General features: G+C 57.0%; 17 protein-coding genes. All 17 read right to left on the minus strand.

Annotated elements, in window-relative coordinates; genetic code table 11:
- Positions 1–136: 136 nt before the first annotated feature.
- The 17 genes from GCWU000341_RS10705 to GCWU000341_RS10780 all read right to left on the minus strand — a co-directional run bounded on the left by GCWU000341_RS10705 (position 137) and on the right by GCWU000341_RS10780 (position 18,169).
- Positions 137–1,504 (minus strand): 2-hydroxycarboxylate transporter family protein, encoded by a 1,368-nt coding sequence (locus GCWU000341_RS10705; RefSeq protein ID WP_155812845.1) that lies wholly within the window; start codon positions 1,502–1,504, stop codon positions 137–139.
- 222 nt (positions 1,505–1,726) lie between these two features.
- Positions 1,727–2,236, minus strand: coding sequence for a shikimate kinase (locus tag GCWU000341_RS12795; protein WP_009216027.1), 510 nt, complete (start codon positions 2,234–2,236; stop codon positions 1,727–1,729).
- Between the two features lie 36 nt (positions 2,237–2,272).
- Positions 2,273–3,061, minus strand: a complete 789-nt coding sequence (locus GCWU000341_RS12800; protein WP_009216028.1) for a type I 3-dehydroquinate dehydratase — start codon at positions 3,059–3,061, stop codon at positions 2,273–2,275.
- Positions 3,062–3,083: 22 nt separating this feature from the next.
- Positions 3,084–3,692: a YqeG family HAD IIIA-type phosphatase gene (locus GCWU000341_RS10715; protein WP_009216029.1), complete on the minus strand. Its 609-nt coding sequence runs from the start codon at positions 3,690–3,692 to the stop codon at positions 3,084–3,086.
- Positions 3,689–4,159 carry a transcriptional regulator NrdR gene (nrdR, locus tag GCWU000341_RS10720; protein WP_009216030.1) on the minus strand — a complete coding sequence of 157 codons (471 nt, stop codon included), beginning with the start codon at positions 4,157–4,159 and terminating at the stop codon, positions 3,689–3,691. The genes GCWU000341_RS10715 and nrdR overlap by 4 nt, the downstream gene beginning before the upstream one ends.
- Positions 4,156–5,502: a hypothetical protein gene (locus GCWU000341_RS10725; RefSeq protein WP_009216031.1), complete on the minus strand. Its 1,347-nt coding sequence runs from the start codon at positions 5,500–5,502 to the stop codon at positions 4,156–4,158. The genes nrdR and GCWU000341_RS10725 overlap by 4 nt, the downstream gene beginning before the upstream one ends.
- A 173-nt stretch (positions 5,503–5,675) precedes the next feature.
- Positions 5,676–6,440 (minus strand): LamB/YcsF family protein, encoded by a 765-nt coding sequence (locus GCWU000341_RS10730; protein WP_009216033.1) that lies wholly within the window; start codon positions 6,438–6,440, stop codon positions 5,676–5,678.
- On the minus strand, positions 6,418–7,791 hold the full coding sequence (accC, locus tag GCWU000341_RS10735) for an acetyl-CoA carboxylase biotin carboxylase subunit (RefSeq protein WP_009216034.1): 1,374 nt from the start codon (positions 7,789–7,791) through the stop codon (positions 6,418–6,420). Before accC ends, GCWU000341_RS10730 begins: the two co-directional genes overlap by 23 nt.
- A 12-nt stretch (positions 7,792–7,803) precedes the next feature.
- Entirely contained in the window at positions 7,804–8,247 is a 444-nt protein-coding gene (accB, locus tag GCWU000341_RS13795) for an acetyl-CoA carboxylase biotin carboxyl carrier protein (RefSeq protein WP_036600679.1), read from the minus strand.
- An 82-nt stretch (positions 8,248–8,329) separates the two neighbouring features.
- The gene (locus GCWU000341_RS10745) at positions 8,330–9,349 is read right to left on the minus strand and encodes a biotin-dependent carboxyltransferase family protein (protein ID WP_009216036.1); all 1,020 of its coding nucleotides are present in this window, start codon (positions 9,347–9,349) and stop codon (positions 8,330–8,332) included.
- Between the two features lies 1 nt (position 9,350).
- Positions 9,351–10,076 carry a 5-oxoprolinase subunit PxpB gene (pxpB, locus tag GCWU000341_RS10750; RefSeq protein ID WP_009216037.1) on the minus strand — a complete coding sequence of 242 codons (726 nt, stop codon included), beginning with the start codon at positions 10,074–10,076 and terminating at the stop codon, positions 9,351–9,353.
- Between the two features lie 118 nt (positions 10,077–10,194).
- Complete coding sequence (locus GCWU000341_RS10755; RefSeq protein ID WP_040654209.1) at positions 10,195–11,394, minus strand: NRAMP family divalent metal transporter; 1,200 nt, start codon at positions 11,392–11,394, stop codon at positions 10,195–10,197.
- Between the two features lie 243 nt (positions 11,395–11,637).
- Positions 11,638–13,602 (minus strand): ADP-ribosylglycohydrolase family protein, encoded by a 1,965-nt coding sequence (locus tag GCWU000341_RS10760; RefSeq protein WP_040654210.1) that lies wholly within the window; start codon positions 13,600–13,602, stop codon positions 11,638–11,640.
- 37 nt (positions 13,603–13,639) lie between these two features.
- Positions 13,640–14,392, minus strand: coding sequence for a mechanosensitive ion channel family protein (locus GCWU000341_RS10765; protein ID WP_009216040.1), 753 nt, complete (start codon positions 14,390–14,392; stop codon positions 13,640–13,642).
- A gap of 106 nt (positions 14,393–14,498) precedes the next feature.
- Complete coding sequence (locus tag GCWU000341_RS10770) at positions 14,499–14,987, minus strand: hypothetical protein (RefSeq protein WP_040654211.1); 489 nt, start codon at positions 14,985–14,987, stop codon at positions 14,499–14,501.
- A gap of 207 nt (positions 14,988–15,194) precedes the next feature.
- Positions 15,195–16,520 (minus strand): SPFH domain-containing protein, encoded by a 1,326-nt coding sequence (locus GCWU000341_RS10775; RefSeq protein ID WP_009216042.1) that lies wholly within the window; start codon positions 16,518–16,520, stop codon positions 15,195–15,197.
- Between the two features lie 263 nt (positions 16,521–16,783).
- Positions 16,784–18,169: an NYN domain-containing protein gene (locus GCWU000341_RS10780; protein WP_050762001.1), complete on the minus strand. Its 1,386-nt coding sequence runs from the start codon at positions 18,167–18,169 to the stop codon at positions 16,784–16,786.
- Between the last annotated feature and the right edge of the window lie 249 nt (positions 18,170–18,418).

The following is an 18,418-nucleotide window of genomic DNA, read 5'->3' on the forward strand; positions in this document are numbered from 1 at the left end:
AGACTCTGCAAAAAGGGAGGCACAGCCGCCAAAGCGGCCATGCCTCCCTGAGAAACCGTATCAGTGAGGAGGAAGTGAAGAAGGTTCCGAAACAGCCGACCCGCCCCGAAACTCCGAAGGGGGACCGGGAAATTCCTCACTTCAGAAGCAGTCCGAAGATAAAGGATCCGATGACCAGGACGATCCCTCCTCCCAGACGGCTGGAGAGCTGCGCATAGGGGATCAGAGACATCCGATCCGCCGCGCCGAGCACAGCGAGATCTCCGGAGCCGCCCCGGTTTGCCATGCAAAGTCCGGCAGTGACCGCGGTGTCGATCGGGAAAAAACCAACCAGATAACCGATGAGCGCAGAGCCGATGATACAGCCGAGCACGATGAGCGCTGCGATCACCACATTGGAAAAGGTACAGGCGGCGAGAAGATCATGGATATTCGTATCCACCGCAACTCCGACCATGATGATATTGATGAGATTCTTCGTGAAGAAGCTCTGAAGCGTCTTCGCGGCGTTTCGGATATTGTCCGGTATGATGCCGGTCAGAGCGGCGAGCGCGACAAAGAGAATCACATAGGCAAACTGGTGGATCGGAGCGCCTCCGATCTCCGGGAGAATGGCCTTCGCGAAGAGTCTTCCGAGGGCATAGAAGGCGCAGGCCAGGAGGATCGCTCCGCCGTAGTCCCCGAGGCTGGGCTTTGCGAGCTTGGAATCATCCGCGTCGAAGTGCCCCTCCCGCATCAGCCGGGCCTTCGCCCCATCTCCTCCGGTCAGATCGGGCTTTGCCTCGCCGAGCTTCTTTAAGAGCGCACCGGAGATGATCGCAAAGACATTGGCGATCGTCAGGATCGCGATCGCAAAGCTGTAATAATTCGCCGCATTATCCCCGGTCACAGACTCATAGATCTGGGAGAGCGGCACAGCGCCCGCTCCGTTTCCGCCTCCCATGACGGGAAGCACATACTTAATGAGGATCATGGCCGGCGTGACACCAAAGAGCAGCCCCCCGAGAACCCCGAAGACCGCTGCTCCGATCAAGCCTCCGAAGATGGAGGGGATGTAGCCGATAAAGGATTTGATCATAAGCTTCCGGTCCAAGGAGATGATGGAGCCGGTGATCAAGAAGATAATGAAGAAGGAGAGAAAGTCCGATCCGACCGCCTTCGCCTCCGTCCCGTTCACCAGCATTTTCACGGAATCATCCATCAGGGTGCTGATCGCCGTGACATACTTATCCGGAATGCAGTTATAGCTGAACAAAACGGCGGAGACGATATAGGTCATAACGATGCCGCCTCCGACATAGGTATTCCAGATCGGAAGCCGGTTTCCGATCTGATCGCAGACGATCCCGATGCTGAGCATCAGAAGGAAGCAGCCCGCAAGATCCGTGGACAGGGTGCCGCGGTTCACACTGATATATGTGAGTACCACGATGATAAGTGCAAGCCACCAGGGAAGTCCCATGGGCTTGCACGGCGCAAGTAAAGCCTTTTTGTACTCTTCCATCTTATCCCCCTTTGATAGCATAATGGAAAGTTAAGTTCAGAGTATCATGCACGGATTTCTTTGACAATGTGCAGATACGACAAGCAAAAGAAGGATCCTGCAAAACCAGGGTGCAATTTGACCGCAGCTCGGAAATTTTCTGTCGAATCTGTCAGATCAGAACCTAAAAAAATGTCTTTCTGCCTTAAGAGCCCGGCCGAGGAGAAGATAGGATCTGCCGCATTATCCGGAAAACGGAGGAAGGCTCAAAATCTCCTCCCGGATCTCCTCCGGACTTCTCCCGTCTGTCGCCACCAGAAAATCCGCCGCCGCCCGGTAATGCTTCTCCCGGCTTTCCATGAGGCTTCGGATCTCGGAAAGCCCGGCCCCTCCCCGGAGGAGCGGGCGTTCTTCCCTCCCCCTCTCGAGCCTTTTCAGGATCGTCTCCGGGGCGGCCGTGAGGTAGATCACCCTCCCGCTCTCCCGCATCATTCTCCGATTCCCCAAAAGGAGCGGAAGCCCGCCCCCGCAGGAGACGACATAGCTTTTGTCTCCGAGCTCCCGGAGAAGCCCGCTCTCCCGCATCCTGAAATCCTCCTCCCCGAAGCGCTCAAAGATTTCACGGATCGTCATCCCCGCCCTCTCCTCGATCTCCCGGTCCATCTCCATCACGGGAAGACCCAGGCGCTCGGAAAGAAGCGGTGCCTGGGAGGACTTCCCGCATCCCATGAAGCCGATGAGAAAAAGATTCATCCTCCGCTCCTTTCCTTCCAAAGAGATCAGGCGGACTCAGCGCTCCAAAAGAGAGAGCATGCTCTCCATCTCCTCCAGTCTCCACTGCCCCGGGGCCGATGGGGCGAAGAGGGAGGCGAAGCTGTAATCCGAGCCGGAGAGCTGTCCCGCGATGCGGGAAAAACGCCCAAGCTGCCCCATGGAGACCGCGATATACTCGTGCCTCTCCCTGTCCTCCTCCCGGAAAGCCCGGCAGGCGGAGAGAAGAGAAAGTACATCCTCCGGCTTCCTCGGCATAAGAGAAAGCTTCAGGATATCCCCGCCGAGTGCTCTTAGATCCCGGTAGATCTGAAGGAGCTTCTCCCTTCCCTCTGTTTTCTCAAAATCATGATAAGAGGCAATCGCCCGAAGTCCGCGCGCCTTCGCTCTCTCAAGAAAGAGGCGGATCCTCTCTCTCCGGGAGCTCTCCGTCTCTTCCTGCTGTCTCTCCCGCCCCTTCTCCTCCTTCCGAGCATCCCGCGGGAGCTCAAGATCGATGAGACTAATCCCCTCTGCTTTCAGCGCCGCCTCATTTCGGAGAAGGTAAGCCTCGAAGTCTCCCGGAAAGGCGCCCCCCTGCGCCGCGCTTCGAAGTGTGAAGAGGAGACTCTTCCCGGGGAGCCTTTCGGAGAGCGAGTGAAGAAAGTCCGGGAGAGCCTCATCGGAAATCCCCGCGGAGAGATCGTCCCGAAATTCCACAATAGAGATAAGGGGGGAGAGGGGATGCGCGGAGAGAGCCTCTGCCTCCCGCAAAAGCTCTTCTTCTCTCCCGCCCTTCAGCGGAATGCAGATCTTTGTCCTTCCCATCTCCCCTCCCAAAATCCAAAGCCTATTTCCGAGCTCCGTCCTCCTCTATCCGGATTCCCTCCCGGTACTCCCCAAAATGCCGGTACAAAAAGAGAATCGGGCGTTCCAAAAGACGCTTCAGCCGGATGTGGAAATACTTTTCCCTTCCCCGGGGTCTCACCAGCGCATTGGGAATCCCTGCGTTCCTCGCCCCCCAGATATCGGTGAAGAGCTGATCCCCGAAAAAGAAAAGAGCCCTTCCCGGGAGCCCGAGCTCCGCTCCCGCCCTCCTATAGGCCTTCGGCGAGGGCTTATGCGCATCGCAGAAGTAGAGGTCGGCCCCGCATTCCCTCGCGAAGCTCCCGACCCTTTTCTCCTGGTTGTTCGAGAGGAGGGCGATCCGAAGTCCCGCCCCGTGAATCCTTCGGAAAAGCCTCTTCGCCTCTTCTGTCGCCGGCTCATCGTGTAAGACGAGGGTATTGTCGATATCGTAGAGCACCGCCCGGACGCCGGAGCGGTAGAGCCTGTCGTAGTCGATCTCGTAGACGGAATCCACTACACAGTCCGGAAAGAGGCGGCGGAGAAGCCGCAGTCCTCTCCCCCTCCTCTTCCCTGCGGGGGCAGCCTCTCCCCTCCGGCTCTCCCGCTTCATACGCTCTCTCCCTCCCTGCTCTTTAATAGCTTTCCGATTTCATCCACAAAGGTATTGATATCCTTAAACTCCCGGTAGACCGAGGCGAAGCGGACATAGGCGACCTGGTCGGTCTCCTTCAGCTTCTCCATGACGAGCTCTCCGATCCGCTCGGTGCAGATCTCCTTCTCCGCCGCGGAGAATATCTCGTTCTCGATCGCATCGACCATACGCCCGATCTGTGCGGTGGAGATGGGCCTTTTGTGACAGGAGCGGAGAATTCCGGCCTCGATCTTGCTCCTCTCATAGGGCACGCGGCTTTGATCCTTTTTGATCACCATGAGCGGCATGGTCTCAAGCTTCTCGTAGGTCGTAAAGCGCCTGCCGCAGCTCTCGCACTGCCTCCTTCTCCGGATGGCGGTATTTTCATCCGCGGGGCGGGAATCGATCACTCTCGTTCCCTCCGCACTGCAATAGGGGCACTTCATTCCTCTTCCTCCGGCGCTCTTCCGCCCTCCTCCGATCCCCCGGAAAGGGGCGCGCTCTCCCCTTCCCCGGAAGGAATGGGCCTCTCTCCTTCCCCTGAATGGGGAACATCCTCTCCTTCTTCTGAATGGGGAGCATCCTTCCCCTCCTCGGAAGAAGCGGAAGAACTCGGGGAAGCGGGCGGACAGGCGGAGGCGGGAAGAGCGGGAAGAGGCGCATCCTCTCTCTTTTCTTCAGAGCTCTCTTCCTCCGCGCGAGTACTTTCTATCCCCTCCGCGGTATAGCGAAGCCGAAGCTCCTCAAAGCTTCGCTTCCTCATCTCCGGACTCTCTTCCGCTTCTCCGCTCTCTCCCCTATGCTCCTGATCTCCCGGAAGCTCCTTCGCCTCCGGCTTCTCCTCAGAGATCTCCTCCCTCTGCTCCATGTCTCCCGAAAGCTCCTCCTTCGCCCCCGGGCTCTCCTCAAAGACCTCCTCCCTCCGTTCCCCGCTCTCTTCCTCTTCCTGCCTCTGCTCCCCGTCTTCAAAAAACTCCTTCTCTTCTCTCAGGCTCTCTCCCCCGGGCTCTGTTCCGGCGGGCTCTGTTCCGGCGGGAAAGTCCTCACTATAGGCGGAGAGGAAGAAGACTGACACGATGGTATTGACAAGGGGGACGAAAAAGATATTGAAAAAACCATGGAAAATAAGGGAGAGGAGATACATGAGCACAGCGAAGGGCAGAAGAAGCGCGAAATATTTGAGCTTTCGCCGGCTCATCATCCGGATGGAAAGCCTGAGGGAGGAAATCGCCGTCAGCCGCTCGTCATTCGCCGAAGCAAGAGCGGCCATCGCGAGGAAGAGAGTTACCACGGTGAAAAAGATCAGTCCAAGGAGCTCAAGGATCCAAAGATTGATCGAAATTCCCTTCAGCTTCTGGATCAAAAGCGGGATCAGGAAGGGGCAGGACAGAAGAACAACCAGAAGATTGACCCCCGCAAAGCGAAGGAAATGGTCTCTATGTGAAAAGCCGTAGAAGAGCTCGAAAAGATTTAGTTCCCTCCCAAAGGCCAGCTTCAGATAAAAGCGATAGGAGCCAAGGGCACAGGATATCGTAAAAAAGAGGAGCAGCAAAGCAAAGAAAGCGATAAAAATCGCGATGAAGGAGAGAATCGCAACGCGCACGGTCCCCGAGTTCCGGGCCTCAGCGAACAGGAAAAGCGGGCGGCAGATTAAAAGGCCTATTCCCGCAAAAAAGAGACCGGCGAGGAAGAGAGAAAAGACATGAAGCAGCTGAAAGCCCAGGGTAATCCCCAGATTCTCCCGAAACTGCCGAAGGCCAAAGCGAATAATCTCCCTGTTTCCCAGCATCTGCCGCACTCCTTCCGTTCTCCAATCAACCGGCTTTTACAGCCGCTATCATAGCACGGCTTTCCGATCCTGTACAGTGAACGTCCCTCGCAAAGGAAGCCAAGAACAGCACCGCCGTAATTGGAAAGGTCGAGAAACAGCTGTGATACTCCTCCCGAAAGGACGGCGCGATCTCAGACAATTTCCTTTAAGGCCGCGATCTCGATCCCCTCTTCCGAGAGGGCACGGCGGATCCTCTCCACAAAGAGCAGGGCCTTCTCCCCGTCTCCATGGACGCAGATCGAGTCAGCGCGAATCGGGATATCCTTCCCCGTAATGCTCTTTACCTTCCCCTCCTTTACCATACGGACCACTCTCCTGACGGCGAGCTCCTCATCCTGGATCAGGGCTCCCTCCTTCCGGCGGCTGACCAGGCTCCCGTCCGCTTCATAGGCCCGGTCCGCGAAAACCTCCGCCGCCGTGCGGAGGCCGAGCTTCTTCGCCGCCCGGTAGAGCTCTCCTCCGGAGAGCGCGAGGACGATGAGTCCGGAGTCAAAGTCCCGGATTGCAGCGCAGATCGACTCCGCGAGCTCGCTGTCCTTCGCCGCCATATTATAGAGTGCGCCGTGCGGCTTCACATGCTGGAGCTTCACGCCGTAGGGATGGAGGAAGGCCGCAAGGGCTCCGAGCTGATAGAGGGTGTAGGCTCTCGCCTCCTCCGCGGAGAGCGAGAGATTTCTCCTTCCAAATCCCATGAGATCCGGAAGCCCCGGATGGGCCCCGATCTGCACGCCGGCATCCGCCGCGAGGCGCACGGTCTTCTCCATGACGACGGGATCCGCCGCGTGAAAACCGCAGGCAGCATTGGCGGAGCTGATCAGAGGGATCAGACGCTCATCCATTCCGATCTTATAGCGTCCGAAGCTCTCCCCCACATCACTGTTCAGATCCACTCTCATGATTTTTCCCTCCCAGCGTAAACGCTTCGATGAAGCCGGTGTCCGCTTTGCCCCGGCAGAAGGTCTCGGACTGCATGATCTTGTACTGGAAATCAAGATTCGTCTCTATTCCCAGGATCAGCGTCTCATCCAGGGCAGAGCGCATTTTCCGGATCGCCGCCTCCCGGTTCTCTGCGTGTACCAGGATCTTCGCGATCATGGAATCAAACTCCGGGGGGATGCTGTAGCCCGCGTAGAGCGCGCTGTCGATCCTCACCCCGTTTCCCCCCGGGAAATGGAGTGAAGTGACCTTCCCGGGGCTCGGCATGAAATTCTGCTCCGGAATCTCCGCATTGATGCGGCACTCTATGGCGTGTCCCCGGAGCAGGATATCCTCCTGCCGAAAGCTTAAGGGCTCCCCGGACGCGATTCTGAGCTGCTCGATGACGAGGTCGGTCCCGCTCACAAGCTCCGTCACTCCGTGCTCGACCTGGATCCTCGTATTCATCTCCATAAAATAAAAGGCTCCGCCTTGGTCCATGATAAATTCTATCGTGCCGGCCCCGGTATAGTGCACTGCCTTCGCCGCCCGGACCGCCGCCTCCATCATCTTCCGCCTCGTCCCGTCCGATACCGCGGGGGAAGGAGATTCCTCGATCAGCTTCTGGTGATTTCTCTGTACGGAGCAGTCCCGCTCCCCTAAGGATACCACATTTCCGAAGGAATCCCCCATGATCTGCACCTCGACATGCCTTGGGTGGAGGATCAGCTTTTCGAGATACATGGAGTCATCCCCGAAGGCGTTCGCGCTCTCCCTCTGCGCCGTGTTGAACTCCGCCTCGAAGTCCTCCTCACTCAGGCACTCCCTCATGCCCTTTCCGCCGCCGCCGGAGCTCGCCTTGATCATGATCGGAAAGCCGATCTCCCGTGCCCGCTCAAGCGCCTTCTCCGCGTCATAGACCGGCTCCTTCGTCCCGGGGACGACGGGGACTCCCGCCTTCTCCATCCTGCTTCTCGCCGCGGATTTATTGCCCATCTCATCGATGACCTCTGCCTTCGGACCGACGAAGAGGATCCCGTTCTCTTCGCAGCTCCTGGCGAAGGCGCTGTTCTCCGAGAGAAAGCCGTAGCCCGGGTGAATCGCGTCACAGTCCATATTTCTCGCGGCAGTGAGAATCGCATCCATATTCAGATAGGAATTCCTCGCCGGTCCCTCCCCGATGCAGACTCTGCTGTCCGCGAGCCTCGCGTGGAGCGCCGTCCTGTCCTCCTTCGCATAGACCGCGACAGAGGGAATCCCCATATCCCGGAGAGCGCGTATGATGCGGACCGCGATCTCTCCCCGGTTAGCAACCAGTACCCGTTTCAGCACCTTTCCCTCCCGTCAAAGCTTCTTCACGCGGAAGAGCGGCTGCCCGTACTCCACCTTCTGCTCATTGGAGACGAGCACCGCCTCGATCTCGCAGTCGAATTCCGCCGTGATCTCATTCATCATCTTCATCGCCTCGAGGATGCAAACGGTGTCTCCCGCCTTTACGCTGTCCCCGACCTTCACATAGGGCGGAATCTGCGGCCCGGAAGCGGAGTAGAAGGTCCCGACGATCGGGCTTATAATGTTGACCTCCTTCTCCTCAGCCTCCCCCCCTGCTTCCGCGCTCCTCTCCTCATAGGAGACAGCCGGGGCCGTCCCTATGCCGGAAGCCGAAATCAGCGCGGAGGGGCAGAGCTTGCTCATCGAAATCTTGAAATCCCCGTCCCGGATCGTCATCTCATTCAAGGAGGAGCTCTCCAATATCTTCACCAGTCCCTCGATCTTCTCTAAATCCATCTTATCTCCCTCAGACATGGATATTTATCCATGGAAACTCTGCTCCGAACCTTCTCTGCTTCGATTTCATCCTACCCTTTGATCAGAGCTGAAGCTCCCGGAAAAGCTTCTCCAGGCGCTTCGCCGCGAGTCTGCACTCCAGCACCTCACGGCAGGGCCTGTGAATCCGGTCCCGCATGAACTGCAGTTTCTGCTCCTCCTCCCGGAGCAGACGCTGCGCCTCCGTCACGGAAATCTTCCGGAAGCGGATCCTGTCATCCATCCGCCTCTGGGCGAGGAGCGGAAGATCCACCGAAGCGACCGTCGCGATCTTCGCATAGCCCCCCGTCGTCTGCCGGTCCGAGAGGAGGATGATGGGCTTCCCGTGGCTCGGCACCTGGACTGCCCCCAGAGCGATGCCGTCAGAGATGATGTCGGAGCCCTTCTTCGTCTCGATGAAGGGTCCCTCCAGGCGAAGCCCCATCCGGTCAAACTGGCTGGAGACCGTGTACTCCTCCGAGAGGAAGTTCTCGATCCCCCTCCGGGAAAAGTAGTTCTCCTGCGGACCCATGATGACGCGGATCGTCACGCTGCTCTTCTCATAGTCCCGGATATCCAGCGTCCGGGAGAGGAAGTAGGGCAGATAGATCCTTCGGTTGATCCTGCTGTCGAGAAAATCCCCGTCCTCCAGCTTCCGGCCCTTGAAGCCCCCGATCCCGCATCTTAGATTCGTGGAGCGCGAGCCCATCACGACAGGCACCTTGATATAGTTTGAGAAGGCGAGGTAGCAGCTCCTCCCCGTCCTCGCGGATCCCACCTTCAGGACATCGCCCTTTTTCACATAGATCGCCGTGTACATCGGGATCGGCTCATCGTTTAGCTCCGGACGGAAATCCCCTCCCGTGATCGCTATGATCTGCGCCGCGGTGAACTCCAGCACCGGTCCGATCAGGGTGCACTCCAGCACCGCCTCGTTCTCCGGATTATCGAGGAGGAGATTTGCGATCCGGAAGGAGCGCACATCCATGACGCCGCCCACATTGAAGCCCTGGCTCTGATAACCGCTCCTTCCGAGATCCTGAACCGTCGTGAGCATACCGCCCTTCAGAACTCTGAATCCCATCCTAATCTCCTTCTCGCACTGTGAGCTGATAGCTTCCCTCAGACACCGCCCCCCGGATCTCCTCGTACTCCGGGGCGGAAACCGGCCGGAAGCGGATATAGTCCCCCGCTTCGACCAAAATCGGCCTCTCCCTCCCGGGATCATAGGTTCTGACCGGCGTGATCCCCATGAGCTGCCAGCCGCCCGGAGAATCCACGGGGTAGATCCCCGTCTGGGAGCCGCCGATCCCCACTGAGCCCGCCGGGATCCGGACCCTGGGATTCGGAAGCCGCGGCGTGTGTATCCTCTCGTCGAGCCCGCCCAGGTAGGTAAAGCCCGGCAGGAAGCCCAGCATATAAATGAGATAATCCCGCCCCGAATGAATCGCGATCACCTCTTCCTCTGAGAGCCCTGCGTGAGAGGCGATCGCCGGGAGATCCGGCCCCCCCTCTCCCCCGTAGAGCACCGGAATCTCGAAGATCCTCTTCCGGACGGACTCCACCTTCGTATCCATCCTCGCGATGGAGCTGATCCGCTCATGGATCTCCCGGTAGGATATCACGAGCGGATTATAGCTTATGAGGAGAGAACAGTAGGTCGGGATCATATCCACGATCCCCTCGATCTGCTGCTGCCGGATCAGCTTCACCACCGCCGCAATCCGCCGGTTTACCTCCGGACTGATTTTCTGCTCGAATTCGACCAAAAGAGAGGAATCCCCTTCCGCCGTCACCCTGATATTGTTCATCTCCGTTCTCTATCACCCTTCTGTTCTTTAATCCCGGCCCCGGGAGGACTCCCGCTCCCCCGGGGAAACACCGCTTTACATCATGGCAGACTTCTGCGCTCTTTCCTACCACCCTTCCCTAGAAGAGCGCGGAGAGCTTTGACAGGGACTGAAGTCCGACATAGGCGGTCAAGAGAACCACCAGGATGCCGATCAGGAGAAGCCAGAGCGGATGCCTGTAATCCTCCCCCATAATGGACTTCTTCCCCGAGGCGACGAGACTGATCCCCAGCGTAATCGGAAGAATCAGGCCGTTCAGAGAGCCTGCGATGACGAGCAGCACCGCCGGATTCCCCATAATCGCCATGACAATGGTGGAGAAAGCGATGAAGCCGATGATGAAGAGATTTTCGCGCTCCGCGATCGCACTGTGGAAGGTCTTCAGGAAGGAGACCGAGGTATAGGCCGCTCCGATGATCGAGGTGATCGCGGCGCAGAGAAGCACAAGTCCCGCAAAGCGGTAGCCGAGCTGCCCCGCCCCCTGGAGGAAGGCATCCGCCGCCGGATTCTTCGCATCAAGGCTGACTCCTCTCGCCACGACACCGAGAACCGCGAGGAAGAGAAGAATCCTCACAAGCGCCGCAACAAAGAGTCCGAGGATGGAGCTTCTGTCGATCTCCGCGAGCTTTTCCCTGCCCGTGATGCCGGCGTCAATGAGACGGTGCGCGCCGGAAAAGGTGATGTAGCCCCCCACGGTGCCGCCGAGCAGAGTGAGAATCGCGGGAAAGAGCACCGCATAGCCCTTCTCCGGGAAGAGGCTGTTCTTCGCCGCTTCCCCGACCGGGGGCTTCACCACAAAGATCACGATCAGGATGACCAGGATCATCAGAGCGCCGAGGAGCTTCACAAGGCGGTCCATGATGCCCTTGGCGTCCTTCGAGAGAAAGACAAGGATCGCGACCCCTCCGGCCAGAAAGTAGCCGATCCCCGTCGGGATACCGAGCAGGGTCTGAAAGCCCAGCGCGCCTCCCCCCACATTCCCGATATTAAAGACAAGCCCTCCCAGAACGATCAGAAAGGAGACGAAGTAGCCAAGGCCGGGCAGAAGCCTGTTTGCGATGTCCTGTCCTCTGAGTCCGCTGATGCAAAGCACTCTCCAGATGTTAATCTGGGCGATCGCCGCAAGCAGGACCGATGAGAGGATGACAAAGCCGAAGCTTGCATGAAAATCGCCGGTGAATTTGGCGGTCTGGGTCAGAAAGCCCGGGCCGATCGCCGAGGTGGCCATCAGAAATGCCGCGCCGAGAAGCGCTCCGCTGTTCTTCTTTTTCTCGCTCATAATCCCCCTCCTTTTCCAAAAGACGCAGCGGCAGTTCTTTTTTATAAAGACTTGTCCATCCATGTCTTATTTCTGCGTCTCTTATCTGCTAGGATAACCTGAAAAAGAGGATTCGTCAATAAAAATCTGAAAAAGATTCCTCGGAGCGAGAGCGTCCTCCGCCGAAAAAGGCAGGAAGCAAAAAAGGCGCCGGAAAAGATTTTGAGCGGCACATAAACCTCATGTGCCGCTCAAAATCCTTCCCTAGGCGCCGAGCCAGTTCCGGACAAAGCCTCCGAGAAGTCCCTTTCCGTCTGCCGTGAGCTGGATCTGCAGCCGCCCCTGCTCGGGGAGGCGGCTTAAGCCAAAGCAGCAGCCCGCAAGTCCCCCCGCAATGGTGGCGAGGGCCGCTCCCCCCTCCCCGGCGGGAAGCTTCGAAAGAGTCTCCAGATAGGTCCCGCTGTTTAAAAGCGCCCAGACAGAGAGAATCAGGCTCTCCGCCGCATCCCTTCCCTTCGGAAGCTCCTGCTCCGGCAGGGAGCGAAGCTCTGATATTGAGAGGAGAGCCGAGAAAGCCGGAAACGCACCCCGCAGTCTGTCATAGCCTGGGACATCCTCCCTGTGGGCATCCATGGCCTCCTCGTTCTCCCTCTTTTCCCTCTCCGAAAGCCCTTCCTCCTCCTCGAAGAAATAGAAGAGGGCTGCGTCCCGAACCGCGGCTTCCAGCTGCTCCTCCAGACTTTCCCCGCCGTTTTTCCCGAGGATGTTCCGGATCATAAGAGAGTAGAGCTCACAGGCGAGCTCCGCCTTCGGGGAGGCGTTTGTGAGAGAAGAGGCGTCATGCAGCATCCTCCTGTCATTTTCCGTAAAGAGGTGCTGAGGACTGCAGAGCAGGAGGGAGAAGGGAAGAATGCGGGCGAGAGACTCATTGCCATCCCCCTTTTCTCCGCTCTCTCCGCAGCGGACGGGCTCCACGCCGCGCGCATTCCTCATGATCGCCTGCGTATAGGCAGGCTCCGTCTCAGAGCCGTCCTCTGTCAGAGTGTATTTGCCGTGCATCCCCCATTCATAGAAGCGGTCCATGATATCCGCGTAGTCGAGCTTCCGCTTTTCATAGAGGCTCTCCAGCTCCGCAAGGAGCAGGCTTCCCCCCGCGCTCACTCTCTTTAATTCTCCGATCTCCCCCTCCGAAGGGGCAGTCCCGCCGTTTGCGAGGAGGAGAGATCCCCCGAGCAGGGCTCCGTAGATGGCTCCGAGCCCCCTCTCCCGGTTCTCCAGCTTCCTCCCTGCGAGAAGCGCTCTCCTCTGACTCTCCCCGAGCAGCCACTCAATGAGCTGCATATTCAGGAGGAAGGACCTTCCGAAGGCATTCATGGCGATTCCGTCGAGCTTTCCGCTCTTTGCGATCTGAAGGGCACTGTTCATGATATCGGAGAGCGGCATCAGCACCGCCTGCGTATTCTGTCCTTCCCTCCGGATCTCCTCTCCGCTGGTAAATATCGCGAGAACATCCTGCCCATCTCCGGTCCGGAGATGATTCAAAGTCAGGGTCCTGCTCCCGTCCTCATTCTCCTCCTCCCCCTCCGAAGGGCGGAGGACGGCGACCAGGACCTGAGCCTTTCTGGAAAGGGAACGGAGAAGGCTGTCCAGGACATTCTGAAGCAAGGCCCTCCGGATGCTTTCCGCCGCCTCCTTCTCTTCGGGAAGGCTCTCCTGTCCCTGATAGAACTTCTGAATCGCCTCCTCGATCTCCTGATTTTCCTCAGAGAGAAGCTGCTCCATCTTCTCCGTCCGCTCCTGGTTAAAGATCGCCTCGATCGCCTCTCTCACAAGGAGAAAGCTGTTCTCTGAAAAGGGATTGAGCGCCAGCCCCGCGAGCGTCTTATTCTCAAGCACAAGGTTCAGGATATAGCGGAGAGAGAGAAGCTGAGGTTCTGCGTCCTTTTCCGCGCTCCCCCTCCGGCTCTCGGAGCGCTTCGTAAAGGCGAGCGCGTAGCTCTGCCCGTTCTCCAGCTTCAGCATCCGAAGCTCCGGCTTCTCCCGGCCCGGTTTTTCGGAGGAAGCGAGAAAAAGCTCCTTCCCGTCCTTCATCTGGGCGGAAATCGCCTCGAAGACCTTCGCCGCAAGCTCCGGCTTCCTGTTCTTCGAAAAGTCCGCGATGGCTTCCTCGATCCTTTCATTTCCGGCGAGAAGCCCCTGCTCCAGCTCCTCCCTCTCCTTTAATCTCATCCTTCCCCTCCTAATTTTCCGATCCGCCCCCAAGGGCTCAGCGGGAGATACTTGCCTGCCCATCCGACGAGGCCATGACCCTGACAGAGGGCTGAGAGACTCCCTCCTCCGTCATGCGATCCGTGATCCGCTCGATCAGGCTGTCGTGCACAGCGCGAAAATCCGAATTCCTCACCCAGACTCGGGCGGAAAACTCCATACTGTAAAGGTCGAGATCCGTGAGTCCGAAAAAGGGCTCCGGCTCTCTGAGCACCTTCTCCTCCTTCATGCACTCCTCCCGAAGGAGCTCCTTCAGTCTGCGGCTCTCCTCTCCTCTTCCGCACTGAAAGACAAGGTCCACCCTGCGCCTTGGCTCCGCGCTGAAATTCACCACATTACTGTTCATCAGAACTCCGTTTGGGATCATGATCCGCCTGTTGTCCAGTGTGACGAGCACCGTATAAAAGAGACGGATGGAGCGGACGATCCCCTCTGTGCCCGCCGTAGAGATATAATCCCCTACATTGAACGGGCGGTTCAGGAGAAGCATCAGCCCTCCCGCGAGATTTCCGAGCGCCCCCTGAAGGGCCAGTCCCACAGCGATGCCGGCACTGGCGAGAACAGTGATGACGGAGGCGAGCGGCACCCCCAGGATGCCGATGATGGTGATCCCGAGAATCAGATAGAGGAGCAGAGAGATCAGATTCCCGAGGAAGCTCCGGAGCGTGGAATCCATGCGGTTCAGCGCCCCGGCGGTCTCAAATATGCGGGTGAGCTTCCGGACCAGGATGCGTCCGATCAAAAAGATCAAAGCGGATAGGACGAGCTTCCCCGAAAATTCCAGGAGCAGGATCAGAATTCCGCTCCAAAGCCGCTTAAAGCTCTCGTTCTGAAGCTGCTCTATCAGCCCCGCCGTCTCAGTTCTCCTCTACTACGGGCTGAAAGCGCGCGTCTCTGTGGAGGAAGAGGTAGATCGGAAGCACCACGGCGAAGATGACGGAAAAGATAGTAAGAGGGATCGGATCCACGACGCCGAACATGCGATAGAACCTCCGGTAGACATAGAAGTTCAGGATCAGGCACAGAATCCAGGCGATCCAGCCGATCCCCTGCACCAGGGTGAGAAGCGGCAGAACGACGAGGAGGACCGCGACGTGCATCCCCTTTAACTCAAATCCGAAAATCTTCATGTCCCCGACGAAAATCCCGATGAGGGCCTGGTTCACGGCGGGAATGAAAGCGATCGGCGCCTTCTCCTGCTCCCCGTTATTCTTTGCAAGGCAGTAGAGCCCATAGGCTCCGAGCCCCCAGATCACGATACCGATGAGCAGGATGATAATCAGAACCGCAAAATACCCGGCGAGCATCTCAAATAAAAAGCTGTAATTCATAGATAATTCCTCCATCCCTTTCTGCCTCCTCTGCCCCATGGGCCGGAAGCCACAAGTCAGTCTACTTGTATCAGTCTCCGTCAAAAGGGCAAATGCGATACAGGCTCGCCTGCAAAAGCATTTGGATCCTCGACGAAGGAAGAGCTATGAGCGTGAAGCACCGGGGAAAAGGCGGCTCGGGCAAAAGACCGGAATGCAATTCCCCGGCAGAAGCATGCCTTTCTACTGCTGTTTTTCTCCGCCGATCGGGGAGCCGCAGTTCGGACAGAACTTCGGCGGATTTTCCAGGTCCTTTGCCTCCCAGCCGCACTGAGCGCACTTAATGCTGCTCTGTGCGAGAGGACGGGGCTTTCCGCAGTTGGAACAGAATTTTCCGGTATTTCCGCTCTGGCCGCATTCACAGCTCCAGCCGTTTTCCTCCGGGCGGGGCTTTCCGCAGTTGGAGCAGAACTTCCCGGTATTTCCGCTCTGACCGCAGTCACAGCTCCAGCCCGCAGAAGAAGCAGCGGCTCCGGCTCCGGCTTTTTCGCTCTCTTCCTTAGAAGCCATGCTGAAGAGATCCTTTGCGTTCATTCCCCCGGCATTCTGAGCCATGTTCATCCCGGCGAAGGCCATCATCGGGCCGGCTGCCTTGTTCTTCGCCGCATCTCTCATGGCATCCATCTGCGCGCTGGCGATTCCCGCTCCCGCCATCCTCGCGTTCTGGAAGACCGCGGTTCTCTCCATATCCTGGATCATCTTCGCATCTTCAGGCGGAGCCGTGGCCTCGATTCCCACGGAGCGGATCTCGATTCCCCGGATCTTCTTCCACTTCTCGGAGAGAATCTGGTTCAGGACATCCGCGAGCTCCTGGGTATGGTTTGTGATCTGATGGTAGCGGATCCCCATGTCGGAGAGCTTCCCGAGGGCGGGAGCCAGAGCCGTGACAAACTCCGACTTCATCTGGGAACTCAGCAGCTCATCGATGGTATACTCCTCCTCTACATTGCCGGATACGTTCTTATAGAAAAGAATCGGGTCCGTGAGAACGATGGAGTATTCGCCGTGGCAGCGGAGCGCGATCGTTATATCCAGACCGATGGCATTATTCACCGCACGGAACGGAATCGGATTCGAGCTTCCAAAGCGGTTTCCCGGGATCTCCTTTGTATTGAAGAAATAGACTCTTTGGTCATTTGCGGTATCTCCTCCAAAGGTGAAACGCTTTACGAAGAGCTTGAAGCTGTCCATGAGTCCCGCGCCGAGTCCCCCGTAGAAGATCGTCGGCTCCGTGGAGCTGTCGAAGAGAAAGGCACCCGGCTCCGCGGAGACCTCGACGATCGCGCCCTGCTCCACGATGATCATACACTGACCTTCCTGAACCGCGATGACAGAGCCGTTCGAAATAATGTTTTCACTCCCCTTGGTATTGGAGCTCCGCTTTGACTGATGCTTGCTCCCCTTCCTCACAAGCACGCCATTGGGAAGTGAATCACAATAGAAATACTCCCTCCACTGATCCGCCAAGACTCCATTCAGCGTATCAGCGGCCACTCTGATAAGTCCCATCCATTTTCCTCCTCTTTTTCAGAAGCTCTCTCATGCATAAGATTGCAGATCTTATAACACATCCCCCATCATAACATATAAATTTCTCTCATACTATAGAAAACGTCAAATAGCCCTGCCCTTTTCCCATCGGAAGCAGGCTGCGCCCGCGGCGCTTCCCGCTCCTAGAAGAGCAAAGCCTTCTCCGTCTTCGATAAACGGAGGAAAAGCGGCGCTCCGATCCGGAAGCTCCAAATCCCCGGGGGAGGGAGAGAAAGAGAGGACTAGCGGGACTTAAATCCGAGGCTTAGCTCGCCTTCCTCATCGATATTCAGCGTCATGGTCTTCAAATAGCGCTCTGTGAAGTAGCGCCTCTCCTCTTCACTCAAATTGATCCTCGTCTGGTAGAGCGCGCTGTCCAGCATCTCATTGATATTAAAGTGGAATCTGTCGTCGGCCCAGCGCTTCATTTCCCGGAGAATCGCATCCCTCTTGATATCCTCGCTGTTTCCCGTATAAAAATCGTCCAGATAGCAATAGAAAATCCCCCTCTCCTCGAGGGCGCTCTTCATATCCGGCCCGCACTTTGTGTGCTCGATCATAACGAGGAATTCCGCCTCCGGGAGCGCGGAAATCAATCCCCAGTAGTCGGAATCGCTGGAGACGAGGACGAAGGCATTGACCTGATTCTGCCAGTGCTCCTTGCAGACTCTGGTCGTAAGGCGGATATCCACCAGGGACTTGTCCTGCTTGATTCTTTCTATGAGGAGATACTCCACGGGAATCCGGATATAGCTCTCCAGAATGCTCCAGGTATCCGTCGTGTGTACATCGTCAAAAAGGATGATTCGGGAAATCTTCTTTATGATTTCTCGGTCCAGATTCCGGAGTGCCGCACAGAACTTATAGGGATCCGAATTCTCGCAGTCCACCACGAGCACCGTATTCTCATTTTCATTGATAAAATCGTAAATGCTGTTTTTAATGTAGGCCCCCGCGTCGGAGACCTTGCTGCCCTCCATAAAGCGGTCATTATGCCAGCTGTAGAGAAGCGTCGCAAATTTTTTGTCGTTATAGAGAATATTGCCCTCATCCTTCGGGGGCCAGTTGATATACATCTGATAGGGATAGAAGGGAAGATTTGCGTAGTAGATATCCGCAGCTGTCTTTGTCCCGGCCTCTGTCAGGCCGTTTGGCATGAGGAAAAGCTCTTTGATATAGTCCCACTTGATCCAGACCGGAAAAATATTTTTACAATTATGAATTCTCTGAGAAATGATGCGGTTGATCTCGATTACGTGATGACAGAGCTTGGTACTGGAACGCTTGATGAAGTCTACGCCGTCCTCGCCGAGCTGTTTCAGGCACTCGGGATAGATGTACTCCGGTATGGAGTAGAGTCCCTTATATTCCATTCGCATGAGGTCATTGATCTTTTTAAAATTTCTCTCGATGGAGGTCCGCAAAATGCATAGATTCCGGATAATTCTCGCCGATTTATCGAGCTCCAGCCGCTCATAGACGGATAGCTGCGGAGATTCGAAATCATTTTCAAAGATCCGTTTCGGTACTCCGATGAGATAGGCGACCTCGGAGACGAGATCATAGACGCTGTCCTTATAGGCCGGTACAGGCGCCGGGGATGAAATCCCAAGAGAAGTGAGATCCATCTTTTTCTCCTTTCTGGCTTTCTTTGCCGTATTGCAAAGCATATTATCTTTTTCCGTGTCATAAAGTCCCTCCGACCCTCTCCTGCACGCGCAGTGCGGCAAAGGGAGTTCATAACACTGGCATCATAGCATATATTCCCGCGGAGTCCTAGGGCAGTGCGGGGCGGGGAATCTGACGTTTTTCTTTTTTCTTTCTGAGAAAGTAAAAAAGGTCCCGCCGCAGCAAGGCGGCGAAACCGGGCTCCGGGA

It is taken from the genome of Oribacterium sp. oral taxon 078 str. F0262, from assembly GCF_000160135.1.
Lineage (GTDB): Bacteria > Bacillota > Clostridia > Lachnospirales > Lachnospiraceae > Oribacterium.

What these genes read in the sequence shown, in the direction of transcription:
- GCWU000341_RS10705 (WP_155812845.1), bottom strand. Translation starts at nt 1,504, where the DNA reads ATGGAAGAGTACAAAAAGGCTTTACTTGCGCCGTGCAAGCCCATGGGA.
- GCWU000341_RS12795 (WP_009216027.1), bottom strand. Translation starts at nt 2,236, where the DNA reads ATGAATCTTTTTCTCATCGGCTTCATGGGATGCGGGAAGTCCTCCCAG.
- GCWU000341_RS12800 (WP_009216028.1), bottom strand. Translation starts at nt 3,061, where the DNA reads ATGGGAAGGACAAAGATCTGCATTCCGCTGAAGGGCGGGAGAGAAGAA.
- GCWU000341_RS10715 (WP_009216029.1), bottom strand. Translation starts at nt 3,692, where the DNA reads ATGAAGCGGGAGAGCCGGAGGGGAGAGGCTGCCCCCGCAGGGAAGAGG.
- nrdR (WP_009216030.1), bottom strand. Translation starts at nt 4,159, where the DNA reads ATGAAGTGCCCCTATTGCAGTGCGGAGGGAACGAGAGTGATCGATTCC.
- GCWU000341_RS10725 (WP_009216031.1), bottom strand. Translation starts at nt 5,502, where the DNA reads ATGCTGGGAAACAGGGAGATTATTCGCTTTGGCCTTCGGCAGTTTCGG.
- GCWU000341_RS10730 (WP_009216033.1), bottom strand. Translation starts at nt 6,440, where the DNA reads ATGAGAGTGGATCTGAACAGTGATGTGGGGGAGAGCTTCGGACGCTAT.
- accB (WP_036600679.1), bottom strand. Translation starts at nt 8,247, where the DNA reads ATGGATTTAGAGAAGATCGAGGGACTGGTGAAGATATTGGAGAGCTCC.
- GCWU000341_RS10745 (WP_009216036.1), bottom strand. Translation starts at nt 9,349, where the DNA reads ATGGGATTCAGAGTTCTGAAGGGCGGTATGCTCACGACGGTTCAGGAT.
- pxpB (WP_009216037.1), bottom strand. Translation starts at nt 10,076, where the DNA reads ATGAACAATATCAGGGTGACGGCGGAAGGGGATTCCTCTCTTTTGGTC.
- GCWU000341_RS10755 (WP_040654209.1), bottom strand. Translation starts at nt 11,394, where the DNA reads ATGAGCGAGAAAAAGAAGAACAGCGGAGCGCTTCTCGGCGCGGCATTT.
- GCWU000341_RS10760 (WP_040654210.1), bottom strand. Translation starts at nt 13,602, where the DNA reads ATGAGATTAAAGGAGAGGGAGGAGCTGGAGCAGGGGCTTCTCGCCGGA.
- GCWU000341_RS10770 (WP_040654211.1), bottom strand. Translation starts at nt 14,987, where the DNA reads ATGGAGGAATTATCTATGAATTACAGCTTTTTATTTGAGATGCTCGCC.
- GCWU000341_RS10775 (WP_009216042.1), bottom strand. Translation starts at nt 16,520, where the DNA reads ATGGGACTTATCAGAGTGGCCGCTGATACGCTGAATGGAGTCTTGGCG.
- GCWU000341_RS10780 (WP_050762001.1), bottom strand. Translation starts at nt 18,169, where the DNA reads ATGGATCTCACTTCTCTTGGGATTTCATCCCCGGCGCCTGTACCGGCC.